Annotated in this window: 23 protein-coding genes and 2 tRNA genes; 4 read left to right on the forward strand and 21 right to left on the reverse strand. The window is 72.1% G+C overall.

Going from position 1 to position 23631, the window contains the following annotated elements; all coding sequences use genetic code 11:
- Window position 1: 1 nt before the first annotated feature.
- From secD to pgsA, 12 genes are all read right to left on the reverse strand, one after another.
- Entirely contained in the window at window positions 2–1819 is a 1818-nt protein-coding gene (gene secD / locus AB0G56_RS07950) for a protein translocase subunit SecD (RefSeq protein WP_360965341.1), read from the reverse strand.
- Between the two features lie 131 nt (window positions 1820–1950).
- The gene (gene yajC / locus AB0G56_RS07955; protein WP_360965344.1) at window positions 1951–2454 is read right to left on the reverse strand and encodes a preprotein translocase subunit YajC; all 504 of its coding nucleotides are present in this window, start codon (window positions 2452–2454) and stop codon (window positions 1951–1953) included.
- A 163-nt stretch (window positions 2455–2617) separates the two neighbouring features.
- A complete protein-coding gene (gene ruvB, locus AB0G56_RS07960) occupies window positions 2618–3712 on the reverse strand; it encodes a Holliday junction branch migration DNA helicase RuvB (RefSeq protein ID WP_360965347.1) in 1095 nt (364 codons plus the stop codon).
- A gap of 31 nt (window positions 3713–3743) precedes the next feature.
- On the reverse strand, window positions 3744–4349 hold the full coding sequence (gene ruvA / locus AB0G56_RS07965) for a Holliday junction branch migration protein RuvA (RefSeq protein ID WP_360965350.1): 606 nt from the start codon (window positions 4347–4349) through the stop codon (window positions 3744–3746).
- Window positions 4346–4939 carry a crossover junction endodeoxyribonuclease RuvC gene (ruvC, locus tag AB0G56_RS07970; RefSeq protein WP_360965352.1) on the reverse strand — a complete coding sequence of 198 codons (594 nt, stop codon included), beginning with the start codon at window positions 4937–4939 and terminating at the stop codon, window positions 4346–4348. The genes ruvA and ruvC overlap by 4 nt, the downstream gene beginning before the upstream one ends.
- A gap of 114 nt (window positions 4940–5053) precedes the next feature.
- Window positions 5054–5806, reverse strand: coding sequence for a YebC/PmpR family DNA-binding transcriptional regulator (locus tag AB0G56_RS07975; protein ID WP_360965355.1), 753 nt, complete (start codon window positions 5804–5806; stop codon window positions 5054–5056).
- A 79-nt stretch (window positions 5807–5885) separates the two neighbouring features.
- Window positions 5886–6497, reverse strand: a complete 612-nt coding sequence (gene pdxT / locus AB0G56_RS07980) for a pyridoxal 5'-phosphate synthase glutaminase subunit PdxT (protein WP_360965357.1) — start codon at window positions 6495–6497, stop codon at window positions 5886–5888.
- A gap of 7 nt (window positions 6498–6504) precedes the next feature.
- Complete coding sequence (gene pdxS / locus AB0G56_RS07985) at window positions 6505–7419, reverse strand: pyridoxal 5'-phosphate synthase lyase subunit PdxS (protein WP_360965359.1); 915 nt, start codon at window positions 7417–7419, stop codon at window positions 6505–6507.
- A gap of 141 nt (window positions 7420–7560) precedes the next feature.
- Window positions 7561–8103, reverse strand: a complete 543-nt coding sequence (locus AB0G56_RS07990; protein ID WP_360965362.1) for a hypothetical protein — start codon at window positions 8101–8103, stop codon at window positions 7561–7563.
- Window positions 8104–8619: 516 nt separating this feature from the next.
- Complete coding sequence (locus tag AB0G56_RS07995) at window positions 8620–9783, reverse strand: glycosyltransferase family 4 protein (RefSeq protein WP_360965365.1); 1164 nt, start codon at window positions 9781–9783, stop codon at window positions 8620–8622.
- Entirely contained in the window at window positions 9780–10697 is a 918-nt protein-coding gene (locus tag AB0G56_RS08000; protein WP_360965368.1) for a phosphatidylinositol mannoside acyltransferase, read from the reverse strand. The genes AB0G56_RS07995 and AB0G56_RS08000 overlap by 4 nt, the downstream gene beginning before the upstream one ends.
- Window positions 10694–11425 (reverse strand): phosphatidylinositol phosphate synthase, encoded by a 732-nt coding sequence (gene pgsA, locus AB0G56_RS08005; RefSeq protein ID WP_360966035.1) that lies wholly within the window; start codon window positions 11423–11425, stop codon window positions 10694–10696. The genes AB0G56_RS08000 and pgsA overlap by 4 nt, the downstream gene beginning before the upstream one ends.
- Before the next feature lie 228 nt (window positions 11426–11653).
- Between pgsA and AB0G56_RS08010 the strand changes: the two genes are divergently transcribed.
- Window positions 11654–13852 carry an elongation factor G-like protein EF-G2 gene (locus AB0G56_RS08010; protein WP_360965371.1) on the forward strand — a complete coding sequence of 733 codons (2199 nt, stop codon included), beginning with the start codon at window positions 11654–11656 and terminating at the stop codon, window positions 13850–13852.
- A gap of 195 nt (window positions 13853–14047) precedes the next feature.
- Window positions 14048–15703 carry a hypothetical protein gene (locus AB0G56_RS08015; RefSeq protein ID WP_360965374.1) on the forward strand — a complete coding sequence of 552 codons (1656 nt, stop codon included), beginning with the start codon at window positions 14048–14050 and terminating at the stop codon, window positions 15701–15703.
- 22 nt (window positions 15704–15725) lie between these two features.
- Here the strand turns inward: AB0G56_RS08015 and AB0G56_RS08020 are convergent, their stop codons facing one another.
- Window positions 15726–16283 (reverse strand): HIT domain-containing protein, encoded by a 558-nt coding sequence (locus AB0G56_RS08020; protein WP_360965377.1) that lies wholly within the window; start codon window positions 16281–16283, stop codon window positions 15726–15728.
- A gap of 67 nt (window positions 16284–16350) precedes the next feature.
- Between AB0G56_RS08020 and AB0G56_RS08025 the strand changes: the two genes are divergently transcribed.
- Complete coding sequence (locus tag AB0G56_RS08025) at window positions 16351–17010, forward strand: potassium channel family protein (protein WP_360965380.1); 660 nt, start codon at window positions 16351–16353, stop codon at window positions 17008–17010.
- Window positions 17011–17053: 43 nt separating this feature from the next.
- Here AB0G56_RS08025 and thrS read toward each other — a convergent pair whose 3' ends face one another.
- The 3 genes from thrS to AB0G56_RS08040 form a co-directional block, all read right to left on the reverse strand.
- The gene (gene thrS, locus AB0G56_RS08030) at window positions 17054–19030 is read right to left on the reverse strand and encodes a threonine--tRNA ligase (RefSeq protein ID WP_360965383.1); all 1977 of its coding nucleotides are present in this window, start codon (window positions 19028–19030) and stop codon (window positions 17054–17056) included.
- A gap of 101 nt (window positions 19031–19131) precedes the next feature.
- On the reverse strand, window positions 19132–20373 hold the full coding sequence (locus AB0G56_RS08035; protein ID WP_360965386.1) for a hypothetical protein: 1242 nt from the start codon (window positions 20371–20373) through the stop codon (window positions 19132–19134).
- Window positions 20370–20936 (reverse strand): DUF4365 domain-containing protein, encoded by a 567-nt coding sequence (locus AB0G56_RS08040; protein WP_360965389.1) that lies wholly within the window; start codon window positions 20934–20936, stop codon window positions 20370–20372. The genes AB0G56_RS08035 and AB0G56_RS08040 overlap by 4 nt, the downstream gene beginning before the upstream one ends.
- Window positions 20937–21206: 270 nt before the next feature.
- Between AB0G56_RS08040 and AB0G56_RS08045 the strand changes: the two genes are divergently transcribed.
- Complete coding sequence (locus AB0G56_RS08045) at window positions 21207–21935, forward strand: 3'-5' exonuclease (RefSeq protein ID WP_360965392.1); 729 nt, start codon at window positions 21207–21209, stop codon at window positions 21933–21935.
- A gap of 38 nt (window positions 21936–21973) precedes the next feature.
- On the opposite strand, the gene AB0G56_RS08050 is transcribed toward AB0G56_RS08045, so the two are convergent.
- The 5 genes from AB0G56_RS08050 to AB0G56_RS08070 form a co-directional block, all read right to left on the reverse strand.
- Window positions 21974–22045, reverse strand: a tRNA-Val gene (locus AB0G56_RS08050).
- 39 nt (window positions 22046–22084) lie between these two features.
- Complete coding sequence (locus tag AB0G56_RS08055; RefSeq protein ID WP_360965395.1) at window positions 22085–22531, reverse strand: SRPBCC family protein; 447 nt, start codon at window positions 22529–22531, stop codon at window positions 22085–22087.
- Window positions 22532–22692: 161 nt separating this feature from the next.
- Complete coding sequence (locus AB0G56_RS08060; protein ID WP_360965398.1) at window positions 22693–22836, reverse strand: hypothetical protein; 144 nt, start codon at window positions 22834–22836, stop codon at window positions 22693–22695.
- Between the two features lie 73 nt (window positions 22837–22909).
- Window positions 22910–22981: transfer RNA gene (locus AB0G56_RS08065), tRNA-Val, on the reverse strand.
- Window positions 22982–23087: 106 nt separating this feature from the next.
- The gene (locus AB0G56_RS08070) at window positions 23088–23552 is read right to left on the reverse strand and encodes a TIGR02611 family protein (RefSeq protein WP_360965400.1); all 465 of its coding nucleotides are present in this window, start codon (window positions 23550–23552) and stop codon (window positions 23088–23090) included.
- Window positions 23553–23631: the final 79 nt, after the last annotated feature.

The following is a 23631-nucleotide window of genomic DNA, read 5'->3' on the forward strand; positions in this document are numbered from 1 at the left end:
CTCACGCCTCCTTCGGGTCGACGGGGCCGGTGGGACGGTTGGGGCGGCGGGTGCGGCGCAGCGGAGGCTTGGCACCCAGGGCCTTGGGGTCGAGGCCGGACCACTTGTGGCCGTTCGCGAAGAACTTCCTGCGGGCGAGGATCGTCATCAGCGGCTTGGTGAACAGGAACACGACCACCACGTCGAGCACGGTGGTGAGCCCGAGGGTGAACGCGAAGCCCTGCACCTTGCCGACGGTGACGATGAAGAGCACCGCGGCGGCGAGGAAGGACACGAAGTCGGAGACGAGGATGGTGCGGCGGGCGCGCGGCCAGGCGCGCTCCACGGAGGGCCGCAGCGACCGGCCCTCGCGGATCTCGTCCCGGATGCGTTCGAAGAACACGATGAACGAGTCCGCCGTGATGCCGATCGCCACGATGGCACCGCACACGGCCGGCAGGTTCAGCGCGAAGCCGATGGCGGGGCCGAGCAGCGCCATGATCACGTAGGTGAGGATCGCCGAGACCAGCAGCGAGGGGATCGCGATGACCGACAGACCGCGGTAGAAGATCAGCAGGTAGATGACGACCAGGGCGAGGCCGATGGCACCCGCGATGAGGCCGGCGTGCAGCTGGTCTCCGCCGAGCGCGGCGGTGACGGTGGTGACGCTGTCCTCCTTGAAGGTCAGCGGCAGCGCACCGTAGGACAGCATGTTGGACAGGCCCTGGGCCTCTGACTGGGTGAAGCGGCCCGAGATCTCCGCGTTGCCGCCGGTCAGCGCCTGCTGGACGTACGGGTTGGAGACGACGTTGCCGTCCAGGACGATGGCGAACTCGTTCTGCGGCGTCTGGTTCTGGGCCAGCTTGCCGGTGACGTCCGCGAACTTCTTGGCGCCCTTGGAGGTGAACTCCATGGTGACGGTCCAGCCCGAGCCGTTCTGCGTGTTGAAGACGGCCTGGGCCTTCTTGACGTCGGTGCCGTCCACGGCGGCGGGGCCGAGGAGGAACTTCGACCACAGGCCCTGCGAGTCCTTGCCGCAGGCGACGGTCGACTCGGCGGGCTTGACGCCCTTGCCGGCCGTGGCGCGGACCGACTCCTTGGAGCAGTCCAGGGCGGCGTACTGGGCCTGGAGCTTGGCGTTGGCGTCGCCGCCCGCCGACGGGGAGGCGGAGCCCTTCGGGGGCGTGGACCCCTTCGAGGTGGTTGACGTCTTCGGGTCCGGGCTCCCCGTGGCACCGTTGGAGGGGGTGGCGTCGGCCTTCAGGCCGTCGGTGACGGCGCGGCCCTGCTTGGTCGCCGAGGGGCTGCCGGAGCCGGAGGGCGCCTTGTCCTTGCCGCCGGTCTTGTCCGTGGCCTTGTCACCAGCGGCACCGGGCTTGCCGGAGGCGCTGGAGGAGGGGTTCGGCGTCGGGCTGGGCGGGGCCTGCGCACCGGAGGGCTCGGTGGCCAGCACCGGGCGGAAGTACAGCTTCGCGGTGGTACCGACCTGCTCCCGGGCCTGCTGGGAGTTCGTGCCCTTGGGGATGTTGACGATGATGTTGCGATCGCCCTGGGTCTGGACCTCGGCCTCCGAGACACCGAGACCGTTGACACGGCGGTTCATGATGTCGACCGCGGTGTCCATGTTGGTCTTGTTGATCGCGGATTCCTGACCGCGCTCGGGGACCGCCCGCAGGGTGATGCTCGTACCGCCGGCCAGGTCGATGCCGAGGCGCGGGGTGGTGTGCCCTGAGGCGAACATGCCTCCGGTGAGCGCCACGATGGCGATCAGGATGAGGGCCAGCGAGCGCCATGGCTTGCTCTGGGCGCTCGCGCTCCGGCCCTTCTTAGGTGCTGCCACCTTCTCGTACTCCCTCTCGGGCCGCTCCGCGCCGGTGGGCCCGGTGGGCGGCCATGACATGGTGTCGGGATCCCGCGCGAAGTGAACACGTCCCAGGGCGCGCGGGCGGTGCCGCGCGCCCTGGGTGGTGACTACTTCGCCTCGGAGTCGCCGTCGGTCTTCTTCGGCTCTGCGTCCGTCTTCGCCTCGGTGGGGGCGTCGGCGGGCTCCTCCGCCTCGACCGCGTCCTTCTTGCCGAGGTCGATGGGCTTGTCGTCGGAGGCGGCGGAAGCGTCGGCGGCGGGCTCGTCGGTCTCGGTGAGGGAGGAGGCGTCGTCGGGGACGATGTCGGCGTCGGACTTCAGGTCGTGCTCGATGCCGTGGACGATGCGGTTGTACTCGTCGTCGGACAGGACGGTCGCGATCGCGTTCTTGGCGAAGAGCAGTTCGACGCCCGGCCCGGCGTCGACGAGGACCGTGTCGTCGTTGACCTCCTTGACCGTCGCGTACATGCCCCCGATGGTGCGGATTCCACTACCGGGCTGCATCTGGTTCCGCATGGTGGCGGCCTGCTGCTGCTTGCGCTTGGCCGACCGGGTCATCAGGAACATGGCCCCGATGAGCACGATGAACGGGAGGAGGGTCACGAGACTCACGGGTCGGAACTTCCTTCACACGACCGCGATGGGGAGCGGCCTGATGGTTGGGGGTGTGCATGGTGCCGACAAGGGCGGCATCGGCGGAGTCTAAGGGAGTCCGCGCGCAAGGAACAACGCTCAGCATGGCACCTGGGTTCCTCCCCGGGCCAATGGATCGCCGTCACGCCCCGAACAGGTCTTGTTGTCCGTTTCCCCTGCCCGGCGCACCGGGCGGGGTGAGGCCGAGATGCGCCCAGGCCGCCGGGGTGGCCACCCGGCCGCGGGGGGTGCGGGCCAGCAGGCCCTCGCGGACGAGGAAGGGCTCGGCGACCTCCTCGACGGTCTCGCGCTCCTCCCCCACCGCGACGGCGAGCGTCGACAGGCCGACCGGGCCGCCGCCGAACAGCTTCAGCAGCGCCTGGAGGACCGCCCGGTCGAGCCGGTCGAGGCCGCGGGCGTCGACCTCGTAGACGGCGAGGGCCGCCCCGGCGATCTCGCGGGTGATGATCCCGTCGGCCTTGACCTGCGCGTAGTCCCGCACCCTGCGCAGCAGGCGGTTGGCGATGCGGGGCGTGCCCCGGGAGCGGCCGGCGATCTCGGCGGCGCCGTCGGCCTCGATCTCCACGTCGAGCAGTTGCGCCGAACGGTGCACGACACGCTCCAGTTCGGCGGGCTCGTAGAACTCCATGTGCGCGGTGAAGCCGAAGCGGTCGCGCAGCGGGGGCGGCAGCAGTCCGGCCCGGGTGGTGGCGCCGACCAGGGTGAAGGGGGGCAGTTCGAGCGGGATGGCGGTGGCGCCGGGACCCTTGCCGACGATCACGTCGACGCGGAAGTCCTCCATCGCCATGTACAGCATCTCCTCGGCGGGCCGCGACATGCGGTGGATCTCGTCGAGGAAGAGCACCTCGCCCTCCTGGAGGGAGGAGAGGATGGCGGCGAGGTCGCCGGCGTGCTGGATGGCGGGGCCCGAGGTGATGCGGATGGGCGCGCCCATCTCCGCCGCGATGATCATCGACAGGGTGGTCTTGCCGAGGCCGGGGGCGCCGGAGAGCAGCACGTGGTCGGCGGTGGCGCCGCGCGCGCGTGCGGCGCGCAGCACGAGGTCGAGCTGTTCGCGGACCTTCTCCTGGCCGATGAACTCGCCCAGGTCCTTGGGGCGCAGGGCGGCCTCGACGGCCTGGTCCTCGTGGTCGGCGACAGAGCCCACCAGCCGCTCGGCGGGGGGTCCGGCGGGCCGCTCGGCGGCGTCGGTGTCGGGCGTGTCGTCCCAGTTCACTGCGGATGTCTCCTAGCGGGGGCCCGGTGCGTCAGCGGGCTCGGTTCAGGGTCTGCAGGGCCGCCTTCAGGAGCTGCCCCACCTGGGGGGTGCCCCCGGCGGCCTCGGCCTGCGGTGCGACGGCCGTGACGGCCTCGTCGGCCTCCCGGGTGGCGTAGCCGAGTCCGATGAGGGCGGCGTGCAGCTGGTCGCGCCAGCCCTGCGTGACGGGTGCGCCGACCGCGGGCGCGCCGACCGGTTCGCCGAGGCGGTCCTTCAGTTCGAGGAGCAGCTTCTGGGCGCCCTTCTTGCCGATGCCGGGAACGGCGGTGAGGGCCTTCTCGTCGCCGGTGGCGACGGCGCGGCGCAGGGCGTCGGGGGCGTGCACGGCGAGCATGGCCTGGGCGAGGCGGGGGCCGACGCCGCTGGCGGTCTGGAGCAGTTCGAAGACCTGGCGCTCGTCGTCGTCCGCGAAGCCGTACAGGGTCAGCGAGTCCTCGCGGACGACCAGGGAGGTGTGCAGCTTGGCGGGCTGTCCCGTGCGGAGCGTGGAGAGGGTGTTCGGGGTGCACAGAACGGCCATCCCGACGCCGCCGACCTCGATCACCGCGGTGTCGGGGGCGAGGGCGGCGACCGTGCCGCTGACGAAGGCGATCATGCCGTCCGGCCTTTCGTGTGCGGAGCTGTCTTCGGGGACGGTGCTGTCTTGCGCGGCGGGGCGCTCGTGCGCGCTGCGGCGGTGTGCAGGGCCACGGCACGCTGGAGCCGGTTCTGCGCGGGGGCGCGCCAGATGTGGCAGATGGCGAGCGCGAGCGCGTCCGCGGCGTCGGCGGGTCTCGGGGGCGCGGCGAGCCGGAGCAGGCGGGTGACCATGGCGCCGACCTGGGCCTTGTCGGCCCGGCCACTGCCGGTGACGGCGGCCTTGACCTCGCTGGGGGTGTGCAGGGCGACGGGGATGCCGCGGCGGGAGGCGCACAGGATGGCGACGGCGCTGGCCTGGGCGGTGCCCATGACCGTACGGACGTTGTGCTGGCTGAAGACGCGCTCCACCGCGACGTACTCCGGGCGGTGCTCGTCCAGCCACTGCTCGATGCCCTGCTCGACGGCGACCAGGCGGTGGCCGAGGTCGGCGTCCGCGGGCGTGCGGACGACGCCTACGCCGACCATGACCAGCGGCCGGCCCGCCACGCCCTCCACGACACCGACCCCGCAGCGGGTCAGCCCCGGGTCCACCCCCAGTACGCGCACGCGATCTTTCCCTTCGATCTCCTGTCCGCGCAGGCTATCGGGTGCCACTGACAACGGCGGCGGGCCGGGGGACGTGTCCCTCCGGCCCGCCGGGACCGCCGTGCGTGCGGGGCGTCAGGCGTCGACCTTCTCCATGACCTCGTCGCTGACGTCGAAGTTGGCGAAGACGTTCTGCACGTCGTCGCTGTCCTCCAGGGCGTCGATCAGCTTGAAGATCTTCTTGGCGCCCTCCTCGTCCAGCTCGACCTGCATGGTCGGGACGAAGTTGGCGTCGGCGGAGTCGTAGTCGATTCCGGCGTCCTGGAGGGCGGTGCGGACCGCGACCAGGTCGGTGGCCTCGCTGAGCACCTCGAAGCTCTCACCGAGGTCGTTGACCTCCTCGGCACCCGCGTCCAGGACGGCCGTCAGGACGTCGTCCTCGGTCAGCTCGCCCTTGGGGACGATCACGACGCCCTTGCGGTTGAACAGGTACGACACCGAGCCCGGGTCGGCCATGGAGCCGCCGTTGCGGGTCATGGCGACGCGGACGTCGGAGGCGGCGCGGTTGCGGTTGTCGGTGAGGCACTCGATGAGCACCGCGACGCCGTTCGGACCGTAGCCTTCGTACATGATCGTCTCGTAGTCGGCACCGCCGGCCTCGAGACCGCCACCGCGCTTGATCGCGGAGTCGATGTTCTTGTTCGGGACCGACTGCTTCTTGGCCTTCTGCACGGCGTCGTAGAGCGTCGGGTTGCCGTCCAGGTCGACGCCGCCCATGCGCGCCGCGACCTCGATGTTCTTGATCAGCTTCGCGAAGAGCTTGCCGCGCTTGGCATCGATGACGGCCTTCTTGTGCTTCGTCGTGGCCCATTTAGAGTGGCCGGACATCTGCCTGTCTCCTTCGCGTAAACCCATCCTGTACGAACGCCCCCGGGTCTGAAGCAGCCGGGAGGTACCCCCGGAGATCCTACAAGGACTCCGCCGCCCGCATCTCGCGCACCATGTCGACGAACAGGGCGTGCACGCGGTGGTCGCCGGTCAGCTCCGGGTGGAACGACGTGGCCAGCGCGTTGCCCTGGCGGACCGCGACGATGTGGCCGCCGTGCTCGGCGAGCACCTCGGCCCCGGCGCCGACGGACTCGACCCAGGGGGCGCGGATGAAGACGCCCTCCACAGGATCGCCCTCGATGCCCTGGACGTCCACGGCGGCCTCGAAGGACTCGTTCTGCCTGCCGAAGGCGTTGCGGCGCACGATCATGTCGATGCCGCCGACGGTCTCCTGCCCGGAGCGCGGGTCGAGGATCTTGTCGGCCAGCATGATCATGCCGGCGCAGGTGCCGTAGACGGGCATGCCGTCCCGCACGCGCGCGCGTAGGGGCTCCATCACGCCGAAGAGGACGGCCAGTTTGGAGATGGTGGTGGACTCGCCGCCGGGCAGGACCAGACCGTCCACCTCGGCGAGTTCTTCGGGGCGCCTGACCGCCCTGGCCACGGCGTCGGCCGCGGCCAGGGCGATGAGGTGCTCCCGTACGTCGCCCTGGAGGGCCAGGACGCCGATGACAGGGGCTTCGCTGCTCATGGGGTGGTTACCAGCCGCGGTTGGCGTAGCGCTCGGCCTCGGGGAGGGTGTCGCAGTTGATGCCGACCATGGCCTCGCCCAGGTTGCGGGACGCGTCCGCGATGATCTTCGGGTCGTCGTAGAAGGTGGTGGCCTTCACGATGGCGGCGGCGCGCTTGGCCGGGTCGCCGGACTTGAAGATGCCGGAGCCGACGAAGACGCCCTCGGCGCCGAGCTGGCGCATCAGCGCGGCGTCGGCGGGGGTGGCCACACCGCCGGCCGAGAAGAGGACCACCGGGAGCTTGCCCAGCTCGGCGACCTCCTTGACCAGCTCGTAGGGGGCGCGCAGCTCCTTGGCGGCGGCGTACAGCTCGTTGTTGTCGCAGCCGCGCAGCTTGGCGATCTCGCCCTTGATCTGGCGCAGGTGGCGGACCGCCTCGACGACGTTGCCGGTGCCGGCCTCGCCCTTGGAGCGGATCATGGCCGCGCCCTCGGCGATGCGGCGCAGGGCCTCACCGAGGTTGGTGGCGCCGCAGACGAAGGGGGTGGTGAAGGCCCACTTGTCGGAGTGGTTGACCTCGTCGGCCGGGGTGAGGACCTCGGACTCGTCGATGTAGTCCACGCCGAGGGACTGCAGGACCTGGGCCTCGACGAAGTGGCCGATGCGGGACTTGGCCATGACCGGGATCGAGACGGCCTCGATGATGCCCTCGATCATGTCCGGGTCGGACATGCGGGCCACGCCGCCGTCCTTGCGGATGTCGGCCGGGACCCGCTCCAGGGCCATGACGGCGACGGCGCCCGCGTCCTCGGCGATCTTCGCCTGCTCCGGCGTGACGACGTCCATGATCACGCCGCCCTTGAGCTGCTCGGCCATGCCGCGCTTGACGCGCGCGGTGCCGGTCTCGGGAGTCTGGGCGGATTCGGGAAGCGTGGTGGACACGGGTGACCTCACTCGGGTGGAAAGAGGGGGTTGATGCACCCCAGAGGAAACGCGAGTGGACCAGTCCACGGCAAGGGCCAATGGTGAGTGGGTGGATCCTTTTCGGCGCTGCCCTTCGGCGGGGCGCCGGGCGGGCGGCCGCTAGGCGACGCGCTCGACCAGTGCCTGCGGCGGTTCGTCGTCCATCTCGAAGGCCAGGGGGAACGGGGCGTGCCCGGCCAGGCGGAACCAGCGGACCTTGCGGTGCTGGCGCAGTCTGCGGGCCGCGCCGACGGCGTCGTTGTGGAAGCGGCGGGCCATCGGCACGCGGCGCACCGCCTCGGCCAGTTCACGCGCCGCCGCCTCGCCGCCGGGCGCGGCACGGACCGCCTCCACCTGCTGCGTCTCGGCGAACACCACCCGCAGTGCCTGGCTCAGCTCGCTCTCGGCGACCTCCCGCTGGTCCTCCTCGGTCTGCCGGGCGGCGTGCGCGGCCTCGTAGAGCACGATCGAGGCGGCCGGGTCGAGCACTCCCGAGGTGGCCAGTTCCTGGGCCACGGAGGCACGGCGCAGCAACTGGGCGTCGAGCGCGGCCCGGGCGGCGTCGATCCGTGCGTGCAGCCGGTCCAGTCGTCCCGCCGTCCAGCTCAGGTACAGCCCGACGGCGACGAGCGCGACAAGGATCCAGATGAGCGTTGCGGTCACGGGCGGCAAGGCTACCGGGGCGGGGAGGGGCGGCTGCCGCCGGTGGGGGCGGCTCGTCGCGGGCGGGGGGTGGCGCTGGTCCCGTACGACGGGGCGCCTGTCCCGGGGGTGTGCGGTCCCGTACGGGTGTGTGCTGGTCCCGCAGCGGATGGTGCGCCGGCCGGCATAGAGCTTGCCCTGGTCCCGCTCGGAAGGTGTGCCCGCCCGGCGCGGGGCCCATTCCCCAGCGTGCGCGCCCTCGGTCGTACGGGCAACGTGCCCCGCGCACACCGGAGGACGTTTCCGGGGGCGCGCACTGCTGAGGGGCGCGCCGGCCCCCGGTCAGCGGGGCATGCGCCGGTCCCTCGCGTGCATCCCCGTGTTCGCCCCGGAGCCGTGCCCCTCACGCACCTGGCGGGCGCCCCCGGCCCGCACCCGCCGCGCCCGGCGGACCCCGGCGACGCCGCCCACGCTGCACCTCCGGCCGGAGCCCGCCGGACCGCCGGGTCACCCGGCCGGAGCCCGTCGGACGCCGGCTCAGTCGCGGGCCAGCCCCAGGCGGGCGCGCAGGCCCGTGGTGCGGTCGTCGGCGGCCACCGCCGCGGCGCCCGCGGTGACCGTCTCGTAGACGGAGAGGATGTCCGCGCCGACCGTCGACCAGTCGAAGCGGCGGACGTGGGCGCTGCCGCGGGCGCGCAGTTCGGCCCGGCGGGCCGGGTCGGCGAGCAGGCGTACGGCCGCGTCGGCGAGCGCGTCCGCGTCCTCGTTGGCGAACAGCTCGCCTGCCTTGCCCTGGTCGAGGACCTGGGCGAAGGCGTCGAGGTCGGAGGCGAGGACCGGCGCACCGGCGGACATCGCCTCGACGAGGATGATGCCGAAGCTCTCTCCCCCGGTGTTGGGGGCCACGTACAGGTCGACGCTGCGCAGGAAGCGCGCCTTGTCCTCGTCGCTGATCATGCCGAGGAACTGCACGCGCGCGTGCAGTTCCCGCGGCAGGCTCGCCACGGCCTCCTCCTCGTCGCCGCGGCCGGCGACCAGCAGCCGGGCTCCCGGGTGGGCGGCGAGGATCTTCGGCAGGGCCCGCATCAGCACCGGCAGGCCCTTGCGGGGCTCGTCGATGCGGCCCATGAAGCCGATCGTCCGCCCCTGCCACTCGGGGCGGGGCTCGGCCCGCGCGAAGAAGTCGACGTCGACGCCGTTGGGGATGACCACCGCGTCCCCGCCGAGGTGCTCGACCAGGGTGCGCCGGGCGTACTCGCTCACGGCGATGCGGGCACTGATCTTCTCCAGGGCGGCCTGGAGGATGGCGTACGCGGCGACCATCGCCCTGGACCGGGGGTTGGAGGTGTGGAAGGTGGCCACGATCGGCCCCTGCGCCGCCCAGCAGGTCAGCAGGCCCAGGGACGGCGAGGTGGGCTCGTGGATGTGGATCACGTCGAAGCGGCCCTCGTGCAGCCAGCGCCGTACCCGGGCCGCCGAGAGGAAGCCGAAGTTCAGGCGGGCCACGGACCCGTTGTACGGCACCGGGACCGCGCGGCCGGCCGAGACGACGTAGGGCGGCAGCGGGGTCTCGTCGTCGGCGGGGGCGAGGACGGACACCTCGTGGCCGAGGCGGACGAAGTACTCGGCGAGGTCGCGGATGTGGAACTGCACGCCCCCGGGGACGTCCCAGGAGTACGGGCAGACGATGCCGATCCTCACGCGCGCTCCCCGTCCCCGGGCCGGGGTTCCAGGTCCGCGAGCCACAGTCGCTGCAGCATGTGCCAGTCCTCCGGATGGTCGGCGATCCCCGAGGCGAAGGCATCGGCCAGCGCCTGTGTCATGACAGACGTCTTCTCGGACCGCGTACCTGTCTCGGGTACCTCGATCGGGGGATGGACGCGCCCCTGCATGACGGACGAGTCGTCGTACCAGAGGGTGACGGGCAGGAGCAGGGCGCCGGTCTGCTGGGCGAGCAGGGCGGGCCCGGCCGGCATGCGGGCCGTCTCGCCGAAGAACTCGACCTCGACGCCGGAGGCGGACAGGTCGCGGTCGGCGACCAGGCAGACCAGGCCGCCGTCGCGCAGCCGCCGGGCGAGCGTGCCGAAGGCGGAACCGCCGCTGTGCGGCAGGACCTCCATGCCGAGGCCCTCGCGGTAGGCGACGAACCGGTCGTAGAGCGTCTCGGGCTTGAGGCGTTCGGCGACGGTGGTGAAGGGCGTGTCCAGTTCGGTGGTGACCCAGGCGCCCGCCAGGTCCCAGTTGGCCAGGTGGGGCAGGGCGAGGACGACGCCCTGGCCGGAGGCGAGGCCGTCGGTCAGGTGGTGCACGTCCTTGGGGGCGAAGCCGCCGCGCACCCGCTCGGGGCTCCAGGCGGGCAGCCGGAAGGACTCCATCCAGTAGCGCAGGTAAGAGCGCATGCCCGCGCGGGACAGCTCGGCCAGCCGCTCGGGGGACGCGTCGGGCACCACGCGCGCGTAGTTGCCCTCCAGCCGCAGGACGCCCTTGCCGCGCCGCTTCCAGGCGAGGTCGGCGATGGTGTGGCCGAGCCGTACGGCGGCGGGTTCGGGGAGCTTCTTGACGGTGCTCCAGCCCAGGCCGTAGAGGGTGTCGGCGAGCCGCTCGCGGGCGCTCATGCCGACGCCCCGCTCCCCTGGTTCTCCTGCCGGGCGGCCTCGGCGTCCGCCTCGGCCGACTCACGGCGCACGGTGACGACGCGCTGGACGAGGGTGACCAGGCTGCCGGCGGCGACGACCCACAGGGCGATCGGCAGCAGGTACTGGATGCCGGGGACGCCGAACTTGTGCAGGCCCGCGAAACCGGCCGCGACCAGGGAGATCACCAGCCGCTCGGCGCGCTCGACGAGCCCGTTGACGGCGACGGGCAGCCCGATCGACTCGCCGCGCGCCTTGGTGTACGACACCACCTGGCCGCTGGCCAGACAGAAGATCGACACCGCGCACAGCATGTTGTCGTCGCCCCGCCCGGCGTACCACAGGGCGAAGCCGCCGAAGATGGCTCCGTCGGCGACCCGGTCCAGCGTGGAGTCCAGGAAGGCGCCCCAGCGGCTGGAGCGGCCGAGCTGGCGGGCCATGTTCCCGTCGACCAGGTCGGAGAAGACGAAGAGCGTGATCACGACCGTGCCCCAGAAGAACTCGCCCCGGGGGTAGAAGACCAGCGCGCCCGCGATCACCCCGGCGGTGCCCAGGAGCGTGACCGTGTCGGGGCTCACTCCCCGGCGGATGAGAAACGCGGCGAACGGTGTGAGGACACGCGTGAAGAATGCACGCGCGTACTTGTTCAGCATGGCCTTCCCGAGGGTCGCTGTCGGCGGGCGGCCCCTGCTGGCCACCGGCTGGCCCATCGTAGTCACGCGCGCGCGTGGGCGGTGCCCGGGCACCCGCGGGCCCCCGCCGGGCGCCTGCCGAGGGGTGCCGGAGCACGCCCGGGAGGCGGGATCGGGTCCTTCGTATGGACGCGGCGTGACGGGAGTGGAAAGCTCGAATGACCGCGGGCGTCGCAGGAGCCGCCAGTGACGCGGTGCCGCGTGTCCGCGCCCACAGTGACCTCACCGTGCACGGGAGGCAGGACCATGGGCGACAAGGCGCACACACATCCCGGGGCCGCCGGCAGGGCAGCGGCGGTCGACCGACCCGCGTCCCTACGGAACGTGGTGCTGGTCGGCCACTCCGGAGCGGGCAAGACGACCCTGGTGGAGGCTCTCGCGCTGACAGCGGGAGCGGTGAACCGGGCGGGGCGCGTCGAGGACGGCGGCTGTGTCTCGGACCACGACGAGATCGAGCACCGGCAGCAGCGCTCGGTGCAGCTCTCCCTGGTGCCCGTCGAATGGGACGGCATCAAGATCAACCTTCTGGACACGCCCGGCTACGCCGACTTCGTCGGGGAGCTGCGGGCCGGTCTGCGGGCCGCGGACGCGGCGCTCTTCGTCGTCTCCGCCTCCGACGGCGTGGACGGCTCGACCCGCATGGTGTGGGAGGAGTGCGCGGCCGTGGGCATGCCGCGGGCCATCGTGATCACGCACCTGGAGGCCGCCCGCGCGGACTTCGAGGAGATGACCCGGGTGTGCGCCGAGGCGTTCGGCGCGGACGACCCCGACGCGGTCCTGCCGCTCTACCTGCCGCTGCACGGCCCCGAGGGCCCCGACGGGCACGCGCCGGTCACCGGCCTGGTCGGGCTGCTGACGCAGAAGCTGTTCGACTACTCGACCGGGGAGCGCAAGGAGTCCGAGCCGGGCGAGGACGAGCTGCCGCGCATGGACGAGGCGCGCGGCCGGCTCATCGAGGGGATCATCGCCGAGAGCGAGGACGAGACCCTCATGGACCGCTACCTCGGCGGCGAGCCGGTCGACGTCGAGACCCTGATCAAGGACCTGGAGCGGGCCGTCGCACGCGGGGTGTTCTTCCCCGTGCTCGCCGCCGCCCCGGCCGCGGAGGGCGCCCGGCAGGGCATCGGCACGGTGGAACTGCTGGAGCTGATCGTCCGCGGCTTCCCCACGCCCCTGGAGCGCGAGGCGCCCGGGGTGACCACGGTCGACGGCCGCCCGCGCGAGCTGACGCCGTGCGCCCCGGACGGGCCACTGGTCGCGGAGGTCGTGAAGACCTCCTCCGACCCGTACGTCGGCCGGGTCTCCTTGGTGCGCGTCTTCTCCGGCACCCTGCGCCCGGACGAGACGGTGCACGTCTCCGGGCACGGCCTGGCCGACCGGGGACACGAGGACCACGACGTCGACGAGCGGATCGGCGCCCTGTCCACGCCGTTCGGCAAACAGCAGCGCCCCGTGTCCCACGCCGTCGCGGGCGACCTGGTCTCCGTGGCCAGGCTGAGCCGTGCCGAGACCGGCGACACGCTCTCCGCCAAGGGCGACCCGCTGCTGATGGCCCCGTGGGAGATGCCCGACCCGCTGCTGCCCCTCGCCATCCAGGCGCACAGCAAGGCGGACGAGGACAAGCTCTCCCAGGGCCTGGCCCGGCTGGTCGCCGAGGACCCGACGATGCGCCTGGAGCAGAACCAGGACACTCACCAGGTGGTGCTGTGGTGCCTGGGCGAGGCCCACGCCGACGTCGCCCTGGAACGGCTGCGCAGCCGCTACGGCGTCCAGGTCGACGTCGTCCCGCACCGGGTCTCCCTGCGGGAGACGTTCGCGAACCGGTCGGCGGGCCGGGGCCGGCACGTCAAGCAGTCCGGCGGCCACGGACAGTACGCGATCTGCGAGATCGAGGTGGAGCCGCTGCCGGGCGGCTCGGGCATCGAGTTCGTCGACAAGGTCGTCGGCGGCGCCGTGCCCCGGCAGTTCATCCCCTCCGTGGAGAAGGGCGTACGGGCCCAGGCCGCCAAGGGGGTGGCCGCCGGCCATCCGCTGATCGACGTCCGGGTCACGCTCCTGGACGGCAAGGCGCACTCGGTGGACTCCTCGGACGCCGCGTTCCAGACGGCGGGCGCGCTGGCGCTGCGGGAGGCGGCGGCCGACGCGAAGATCCATCTGCTGGAACCGGTGGCCGAGGTGAGCGTCCTGGTCGGCGACGACTACGTGGGCGCCGTGATGAGCGACCTGTCCGGACGGCGCGGCCGGGTGCTGGGCACCGAGCAGGTCAGCGGCGGGCGCACGCTGGTGCGGGCCGAGGTGCCGGAGATCGAGATCGGCCGGTACGCGATCGACCTGCGGTCCCTGTCGCACGGCACGGCCCGTTTCGACCGCCGCTACGCCCGGCACGAGCCGATGCCGCCGCAGGTCGCCGACCGGTGGCGCCAACAGGAGCGTGAGGCCTCCTAGTCGGCGCGCCGGGCGCACAACGGAGCGACGCCACAGGCTCGTACGGGACGCTTCGCTCCGAACAGGTGGACGGCTTCGGCCGTCCACCTCCGCGCGCCGGCGGGTGCCGATACGCTGATGACCTGATCAACAGGTGTGCGGGGCAGGGAAGTCGGGAAGGCCGCAGGTGCAGAGGCGGCGGCAGTGGGGGCGGCGGTGACGGACGGATTCGATTTCAGTCCAGGGGCTCAGATTCCCCTGTCGGGTGCGGCGGGGCAGACGGCGGCGACGTTCGCGCTGGCCGCCGCGGCCTACCGGGACGACGAAGTGGACAAGATCAAGGAAGCCGACAACGAGTGGCACCAGTCCACGGTCAAGCCGCCCCGCCGGTGGGCGAGGATCTTGCGGCCGCGGCTCGGCGAGGCGTTCTCCCGGGCGGTCATCGACCGCATGCTCGGCGCCGGCCGCAAGCCGCTGATCCAGTCCTTCGGCCTGGAGCCCCAGGTGGTCGTGGAGCACTGCCTGGCGGCCCACCGCATCCGCCGCGAGCGCGACAACTGGCTCGCGGCGGTGACCGTGCTGTGCGGGGTGCTGTTCCTGCCCGGCTTCCTGGTGTGGCTGCTGGTGTTCGTGCTGCGCACCACGATGAGCCGCCGGGAGGACAGGCGCGCCGGGGTGCTCGCCACCACCCTGCTGGTCGCCATGGGCGCGCTCGCCGTGCTCTTCGTGGTCAAGATGCCGTTCCACGGCTTCTGGGCGTGGTACGCCCGCGCGGCCGTCGTCATGCCGGTCGTCGGCTGGTTCTGGGCCAAGCAGATCTGTGAACGCACCGCGCGCGACCTGCGCGAGCGCTGGGAGGGCCTGCTCTCCGGCGGCGGCGTCGGCGCCAAGATCCCGGAGGCGGTCCCCGGCAACCCGGGCGACGCCGCCGAGCAGGTGCGCAAGGAACTCGCCCGGCTCAGCGCCGAGCAGCGGTCCAACTCCGTCTTCTACGCCGGCCCCAAGGGCATACTCGGCATGGGCACCCGCTGGGGCAGCTGGCAGCTGGCCGAAGACCTGGTGTCGGCCGAACCGGGCAAGGAGTTCCACCCGTTCCGCAGCTGGGACGTGATCACCGCCATCCAGGGCGGCCTCGGCATGCTGGAGCGCACGTCCATCAACACCGGCGGCTTCCCCAAGCCCACGATCACGCACTGGATCGTCACGCCGATCGGGGAGAACGCCAAGGAGGTCGCCCGGCCGGGCGGCGCGGACGTGGACGCGTACACCGTCCGCAGCCACGCGGTCCAGGACATCTGCAACAAGCAGCAGTTCGGCAGCGGCGACCGCCACTACCTCGGCGTGCAGTGGACGCTGTGGGACGGCCACCTGGTGATCACCATGCTCATCACGGTCACCGTGCTGCACGACACCCTGCGCATCGAGGTCACCGGCCACGCCCTGGGCCCGGTCCACCCGCTGTTCAACGGCAAGCCCGCGGCCAAGGAGAAGGAGGTGCAGAAGGCGTTCCGGTTCTGGGAGACCCGCAAGGTGAAGCTGCCCCTGATCGACGCCGACGAGGTGGTACGCCTCGCCGCCCGCGCCCCGCTGACCTGGTACCCGCCGCTGCTCAACTGGCTCGGCGGCAGCCTGGGCCTGCCCGAGCCGTTCGGCCTGCGGCATGCCTGGGCCGACCAGCCCTGGCGCCACCGCTTCATGGCCGACGACGCGCTGCGCGCCGCCACCCCGGTGCTGCGGGTGGTGCACGCCGCGGCGCTGAAGGTCCTCAGGGAGAACGGCGTGAACGTGGAGAAGTTCGGCAACCGCTCGTCGGTGCTCAGCGGCGCGGTCCAGGACGCCTCGCCCAGGAAGGCCGACCTGTACGACGCGTAGGACCGGCCGGCGGGGGCCGGGTCTACTCGGGCCAGGCCTCCGCGAGCATCTTCCGGGTGTCCGCGAGCAGCTGCGGCAGGACCCGTGTGTGGCCGACCACCGGCATGAAGTTCGTGTCGCCGCCCCAGCGGGGCACGATGTGCTGGTGGAGGTGGGCGGCGATGCCCGCGCCCGCCACCGTGCCCTGGTTCATGCCGATGTTGAACCCGTGGGCGCCCGAGGCGGCCCGCAGCGCGCGCATGGCCTGCTTGGTCAGCTCGCCCAGCTCGGCGGTCTCCGCCTCGGTGAGGTCGGTGTAGTCGGCGACGTGCCGGTACGGCACGGTCATCAGGTGGCCGCCGTTGTACGGGTACAGGTTGAGCACGGCGTACACCTGCTCGCCCCGCCGGACGATCAGGCCGTCCTCGTCCGACTTGGCCGGGATGGCGCAGAAGGGGCAGCCGTCCTTGGCCCCCGGACCGGTCGGCTTGTTCTCGCCCTGGATGTAGGCCATCCGGTGGGGCGTCCACAGGCGCTGGAACGCGTCCTGCGTCCCCACTCCGATCTGCTGCTCCGGCTCACTCGTCATGCAAGGCAGCATATGGCTTCGGCCGTTCGCGGCGTGTCGGCGGGGCGCCCGGGGCGGGGGGTGCGGCCAAGCTGGGCCGGTGGACGACGACAGCCCTGTGACCCGCTGGGAGCGGCGGGTGGACGCGCCGCTCGCGGTGGCGTCCCTGCTCTACCTCGCCTCGTACGCGGTGCTGGTCCTCGGCGAGGGCCTGCCCACGGCCGTGGCCGTCGGCTGCCGAACGGTGCTGGCCGTGAGCTGGGCGGTGTTCGCCCTCGACTACGGCGTGCGCTGGCGGCTGAACGGCCGGGGCGCGCACTTCGTGCGCCGGCACTGGCTGGACACGCTGGTCGTGCTGCTGCCCCTGCTCAGGCCGGTGCGGATCGTGCGGGTCTACGACGCCGTACAGCGCCGGCGCGGGGGCCCGCGGTGGCCGCTGCAGGCGCGGGTGATGCTGTACGCGGGCCTGTCGGCGCTGCTGCTCGGACTGGCGGCGTCCCTGAGCGTGTACGGCGTGGAGCACCGCGCCCCGCACGCCACGATCCGCACGTTCGGCGACTCGGTGTGGTGGGCCTGCTCGACGCTGGCCACGGTCGGCTACGGCGACGTCGTGCCGGTCACGGCGACGGGCCGGGTGGTGGCGGTCGGCCTGATGGGCTGCGGGCTGGCGCTGCTGGGCGCGGTGACAGGCTCGTTCTCGTCGTGGCTGATGCAGCGCTTCGCGCAGCCGGGCGACGAGCGAAGGCCCCCGGGGAGCTGAGTCTCTCCGGGGGCCTTCGGCGTGGCGGATCAATGGTGCCGGATCAGACCTGTGCCCGCTCCTCGACGACCTTCGCGATCTTCGCGATGGCCTCGTCGAAGGGGATCCCGTTCTCCTGGGAGCCGTCACGGTAGCGGAAGGAGACGGCGTTGTTCGCCATGTCCTCGTCGCCCGCGATGACCATGAAGGGCACCTTCTGCTTCTGGGCGTTGCGGATCTTCTTCTGCATGCGGTCGGAGGACGAGTCGACCTCGGCCCGCAGGCCCTTCTTCTTCGCCGCGGCGGCGAACTTCTCCAGGTACTCCACGTGCCCGTCGCCGATCGGGATGCCGAGCGCCTGCACCGGCGCCAGCCATGCCGGGAACGCGCCCGCGTAGTGCTCCAGGAGCACGGCGAAGAAGCGCTCGATGGAGCCGAACAGCGCGCGGTGGATCATGACCGGGCGCTGCTTGGAGCCGTCGGCCGCCGTGTACTCCAGGTTGAACCGCTCCGGCAGGTTGAAGTCCAGCTGGACCGTTGACATCTGCCAGGTGCGGCCGATCGCGTCCTTGACCTGGACGGAGATCTTCGGGCCGTAGAACGCGGCGCCGCCCGGGTCCGGGACCAGCTCCAGGCCCTGCTTCTCGCCGACCTGGCGCAGGGTCTCGGTGGCCTCCTCCCACACCTCGTCGGAGCCGACGAACTTCTCCGGGTCCTTGGTGGACAGCTCCAGGTAGAAGTCGGTCAGACCGTAGTCGCGCAGGAGGTTCAGCACGAAGGTGAGCGTCTTGTCGAGCTCCTCGGCCATCTGCTCGCGGGTGCAGTAGATGTGCGCGTCGTCCTGGGTGAAGCCGCGCGAGCGGGTCAGGCCGTGCACGACGCCCGACTTCTCGTAGCGGTACACGGTCCCGAACTCGAACAGGCGCAGCGGCAGTTCCCGGTAGGACCGGCCGCGCGCGTCGAAGATCAGGTTGTGCATCGGGCAGTTCATGGGCTTCAGGTAGTAGTCCACGCCCTCGTCGAGCTGCATGGGCGGGTACATGCCGTCGGCGTACCAGTCCAGGTGGCCCGAGGTCTCGAAGAGCTTCCCCTTGGTCGCGTGCGGGGTGTAGACGAACTCGTAGCCCTCCTCCTCGTGGCGGCGGCGCGAGTAGTCCTCCATGACCCGGCGGATCGTGCCGCCCTTGGGGTGGAAGACGGCCAGGCCGGAGCCGATCTGGTCGGAGATCGAGAACAGGTCCAGCTCGTTGCCCAGCTTGCGGTGGTCGCGCTTCTCGGCCTCGGCGAGGAAGTCGAGGTGCTGCTTCAGCTCGTCCTTGGACGGCCAGGCGGTGCCGTAGATGCGCTGGAGCATCGGGTTCTTCTCGCTGCCGCGCCAGTAGGCGGCCGCGTTGCGCATCAGCTTGAACGCCGGGATCAGGCGGGTGGAGGGCAGGTGCGGGCCGCGGCAGAGGTCCTTCCAGCACAGCTCGCCGGTCTTGGCGTCCAGGTTGTCGTAGATGGTCAGCTCGCCGGCGCCGACCTCGACGTCCGCGCCGTCGTCGGCGGAGGCCGAGCCCTTGAGGCCGATCAGCTCCAGCTTGTACGGCTCGTCGGCCAGCTCCGCGCGGGCCTCCTCGTCGGTGACCACACGGCGCGCGAACTTCTGCCCGCGCTTCTGGATCTCCTGCATCTTCTTCTCGATGGCCTTGAGGTCATCGGGGTGGAAGGGCCGCACGACGTCGAAGTCGTAGTAGAAGCCGTCCCGGACCGGCGGGCCGATGCCCAGCTTGGCCTCGGGGAACAGCTCCTGCACGGCCTGGGCCATGACGTGCGCGGTGGAGTGGCGCAGGATGTTCAGGCCGTCCTCGGAAGAGATCTCGACGGCCTCGACGGTCTCGCCGTCCTGGACCTCGTACGCCAGGTCCCTCAGTTCGCCGCCCACGCGCGCGGCGACGATCGAGCGCTCGCCGGCGAAGAGGTCGGCGGCCGTGGTGCCCGTCGTCACCGTGCGCTCTTCCCGCTCGGAATCGCGTTGGATGATCACACGGACGTCTGACACCGGTCTCTCCTGACTGAAGGTGGGTGCGGCGCCATACCGGGAGCGCGCGCATGACTGGGATGGTACCGAGACACGGGGGCGCTCCGCGAAGCGGTTGTCCCTCAGGCGCCCGGGGCGGGCTCCTGCCCCGGGTCCGGCTCCCCGAAGAAGTCCGTGTCCTTCGGCTCCTCCTGCAGCGACTTCATCAGCCGGTCCCGCTCCTCGTCGTCCACGTGTACGGGGACGACCTCGCAGGCGCCCGTGATCCGGCGGAAGCCGCCCCGGCTCTCCAGCCGGCCGAGCACCCGCACCGGCAGGCCGACGAGGTGGGCGTGACCGGCGGTGCGGTAGTCCTCCTCGTCCAGCGTCACGCGGACGTAGGGCACCTCGGCGCCCGAGAGCACCCGAAGCCGCACCGTGCCCTCGCCGTGCGGCTGGGTCCTGCGCATCCGGACCACGGCGCCGGTGACGCGCACGGGCACGGACGGCTCGGCGCGCAGGTAGCGGGCGCCCGCCTCGCGCAGGACGGGCAGGTCACCGGGCGAGAACTCGACGGCCTCGGCTGCGGCGCAGTCCGCCGGGGCGCCCGCGGCCGGTGCCCAGTCGACCGCGATCCGGGCACCCTCGGTGCCGCGCACCAGTGCGACCAGGGCCTCGGTCAGCTCGCGGCTGGCGCCGGCTCGGACCGCGCCGTCGAAGGCGTCCAGGGCGCCGGTGGCCCGCCGGTAGTCGATGGCCTCGCGGACGGCGTAGACGGCCTGGTGGAGCCGTACGGCGAGCGGCCGGGCGGGATCGACGGGCACGAGCGCGGTCAGGCTGCCGCCGCCGGTCGCGGAGCCGACGAGGACGTGACCGAGGCAGGCGGCGGCCGGGCGGCGGTGCCGTGCGCCGTGGTACCCGGCACGCGCGCGCGTGGCGAGCGCTGCGGCGAGCAGCGTCTGCCGGGCGGCGGAGCGCAGCCGCTCCTCGACGGTCCAGGGCGCGGTCCCCGCGGGGCCGCCCGGCACGTCCCGCCACCAGTGGATCTCGTCACTGGGCACGGCGAGGGCGACCAGCACGGCGCGCGCGGACGGCGTCCGGCTGCGGGCCAGTGCGTCCAGCGCCTCACCGAGCAGGTCGTCGCTGTCGGGGAAGGCCCGGCTGACGGGCACCAGCAGGCTCGTCGCGGCGCCGCCGGGCCCGGGTGGCGTCCAGCGGCCGTACTGTCCGGCGGCGCCGCCGTGCCGCTGCCAGCCGTGCCGGTGCAGCAGGGCGGCGAGCACGGCCGGGTCGACGTCGGCAGGGCGGGGGGTGCCGCCGAGCGGTGCGTCGACGGGGTGCGGTCGCGCCGGACGCAGCGGCTCGTCGAGGGGGCGGTGCGTCATGGTCTGCCTCCCGTCCCGACCCGCGTCATGATCTCGCACAGGGCCCGGTCGTCGAAGATGCGCGAGGTCGGTATGCGCACGGTGGTGCGGTGCCGGCCCGTGACGGGGTGGCCGGCGAGGTTGACCCAGTAGCAGCAGTGCCTGAGGTCGAGCCGGTCGTGCCCGGCCCGCAGCCACTGGTCCTGGGAGCGCGGCACGATCATCACGACCAGGATCTTGTGGACCGAGACCGGGGTACGGGCGAGCTTCGCCAGGTGGGCGTTGTCCAGGGTGAAGGAGAAGTACGGGCCCGGCGGGTGGGGCGGGATCTGGTACGTGCACTTCAGCTGCACCTTGATGGTCACCTCGTCGTCGACGGTGTGCCCGGGGGCGCTGTGGCTGACGTGCCAGTCGATGCCGTTGTCCGGGAAGGGCTGGGACAGCGAGCAGCCGGCCGCGGCGGCGACCGCGTGGAGGTAGCCCACCTGCAGGGTCTCCATGCAGGCGGTGGTGGCGAGCGTGCCGCGCCGGGTGTCCGCACGGTCGGGCAGCAGCCCGCCCCGCTCGGGCTGCGCCATCACCATGACCAACAGCCTTCCGAACCAAGGTGATTACCGAGTGAGATGCCGAGTGCAGTGCTGAGCGAACTGCTGAGTGCGTGCCGAAGTGAATGCCGGGTGGTTGCCGGTGAGTCGTCGGGGCGCGGGCCCCGGTCCCCGCAGCGGGTCCGTGAACTGCAAAGACCCGTACTCCTGTTGTCTCCTTCCGGCGTACGGCGCAAACGGCCCGGGTATCACCGGATCGGGCGGCGGACGGTACGTCAGCCGCCTGGGTGGAGCGAGGAGTTGGTCGACATGACGTGCTGCTGGTACGAGGGGCCGCTGGCCGCCTTCGACACGGAGACCACGGGCGTCGACGTCGAGACCGACCGCATCGTGTCGGCCGCCGTCGTCGTCCAGGACGCCCCGGGGGCCCGGCCGCGCACGGTGCGCTGGCTGGTGAACCCGGGAGTGCCCGTGCCCGAGGCCGCGACGGCGGTGCACGGGCTGACGGAGGACCATCTGCACCGCAACGGGCGCTGGCCCGCCCCGGTGATGCACGAGATAGCCGAGGAGCTGGCGGAACAGGCCGCGCTGGGCCGCCCGCTCGTGGTGATGAACGCGCCGTTCGACCTGACGCTGCTCGACCGGGAGCTGCGCCGGCACCGCGCGTCCTCGCTGGGCCGCCGGCTGGAGGCGTCTCCGCTCTGCGTGCTCGATCCGCGGGTGCTGGACAAGCACCTCGACCGCTACCGCAAGGGCCGGCGCACCCTGACCGATCTGTGCGCGCACTACGAGGTGGCGCTGGCCGACGCGCACGACGCGGCGGCGGACGCGCTGGCCGCGCTGGAGGTCGTCCGGGCGCTCGGCCGCCGCTTCGCGGCCCGGCTGGAGCGCCTGTCCCCCACCGAGCTGCACGCCCTGCAGACGGGCTGGCACGCGGCCCAGGCACGCGGCCTGCAGGCGTGGTTCGCGCGCACCGGCACGGAGGAGACGGTGGACCCGTCCTGGCCGCTGCGCCCGCAGCTGCCCGCGGCGGCATGAAGAAGGCCGGTCCGACGATGCGGACCGGCCTTTCCCGGTGGGCGATACTGGGTTCGAACCAGTGACCTCTTCGGTGTGAACGAAGCGCTCTCCCACTGAGCTAATCGCCCGGGAACGCACTGAACGATACAGGGCCCCGGGGCCTTCCTTCAAACCGCTTCGAGGTGCGCCGCCAGCCCGCGCCGTCCGGCGCGCATCATGAGCCGGTGGTTGAGCCGGAAGACGGGCCTGCCCGGTACGGCCAGCCGCCTGAGCAGCGGTTTGTTCACGTCGACGACCTGGTCGTAGCGGACCAGGGTGCCGGTGCCGCGCGCGGCCAGGGTCCAGCGCGCCCAGCCGTCGACGTCGCCGCTCATCGCCACCTCCAGGACCCCGGCGGCCGGATCGCGGCGCACCTCGCGGGCGGTGAAGGTCATGTCGTACGGCAGGAGGGAGCGGATCCGGATGACGCCGGTGACGTCGTCGGTCCGCCGGACCTCGCGCACCTGGCGCCACCACCGCGGGTAGTCCTCGACCCTCTCCAGTGCCGTGTACACGGTGGCGGGCGGCGCGGGCAGGGGCCACAGGCTGCGGAAGCGGTAGTGCGTCCAGTCCATGGCCCCAGTCTGCCCGGCGGCGCGGCCGGGACCGCCCCCGGCCGGAGGACATCGCCTGTTCTTGTCGTACTGCCGAAGGGAAGTGACGGAGTTTCGGAAAACGCCCGGTGGATTTACGCCGCAGGCCCCGGCCCGGAACTCCTCCCGGAAAGAAAGCGGTCTCAAAAGTCCGCCGGTCCCAAAAGTCCGTCTTCACTGATCTTCGGATACTTCTTCTCGAAGAGAGCAATGGTGCGGTTGATCCCCGCGGTGCGCTCCCCGGCGCGCCGTCGCAAGTAACGGACCGTCACCGCGTTGCCGGCCACCCCGCCTTCGGTGCCGCCCAGCAGGACACGAAAACGGCCCGCCTGCGTGTTCGCAGACGGGCCGTCGTCCGGGTGGGCGATACTGGGTTCGAACCAGTGACCTCTTCGGTGTGAACGAAGCGCTCTCCCACTGAGCTAATCGCCCGGGCACAGGAAGAACATTACCGCATGTCAGGCAGTGCCCGGGACCAGGGTGCCGGAAGGGGCCGCGGGCGGCCCGGACCGCCTCACGCCGGGCCGGCCCGGCCCGGTCACTGGTTCCTGATCTCCCAGGGCATGACGAGACCGAACTTCCACAGGTAGACGCCGAGCAGGACGGCGATGATCACGATGCCGGTCACCGTCAGGATGATGTTGCGGCGGCGCACCTCGGGGTCGAGGGCCCGCTGGGCCGCCTCGGTGACCTTGCGCTTGGTCCAGCGGAGCACCAGCTGGGCCCAGACGAACTCGGTCGCCCAGATCGCCATGCCGCCGAAGATCACCACCCAGCCCGGTCCGGGCAGCGGGAGCAGGATGATGCCGGTGACGACGACCGCCAGACCGACGACGAAGACACCGACCTGCCAGCTCACGTGGAGCACGCGGCGTGACCGGATGAATTCGGGCGCCCGGGAGCCGAGGCCCCGCCGACCCTGCCCCTCGTCCGCCTCCGCCTCCATCTTCGCTCCGTCCGACGCCCCGGCAACCTCACCCGGCCGGTCACTCCCCGTATTCATACGGCTGAACCCTACCGGAGAGAAACCCGTCACCGGAATGGGCGTACCGCCCGAACGGGTTCTCGGCCGGAAGAGTTAC

The organism is Streptomyces sp. NPDC021356, assembly GCF_040641015.1.
Taxonomy (GTDB): domain Bacteria; phylum Actinomycetota; class Actinomycetes; order Streptomycetales; family Streptomycetaceae; genus Streptomyces.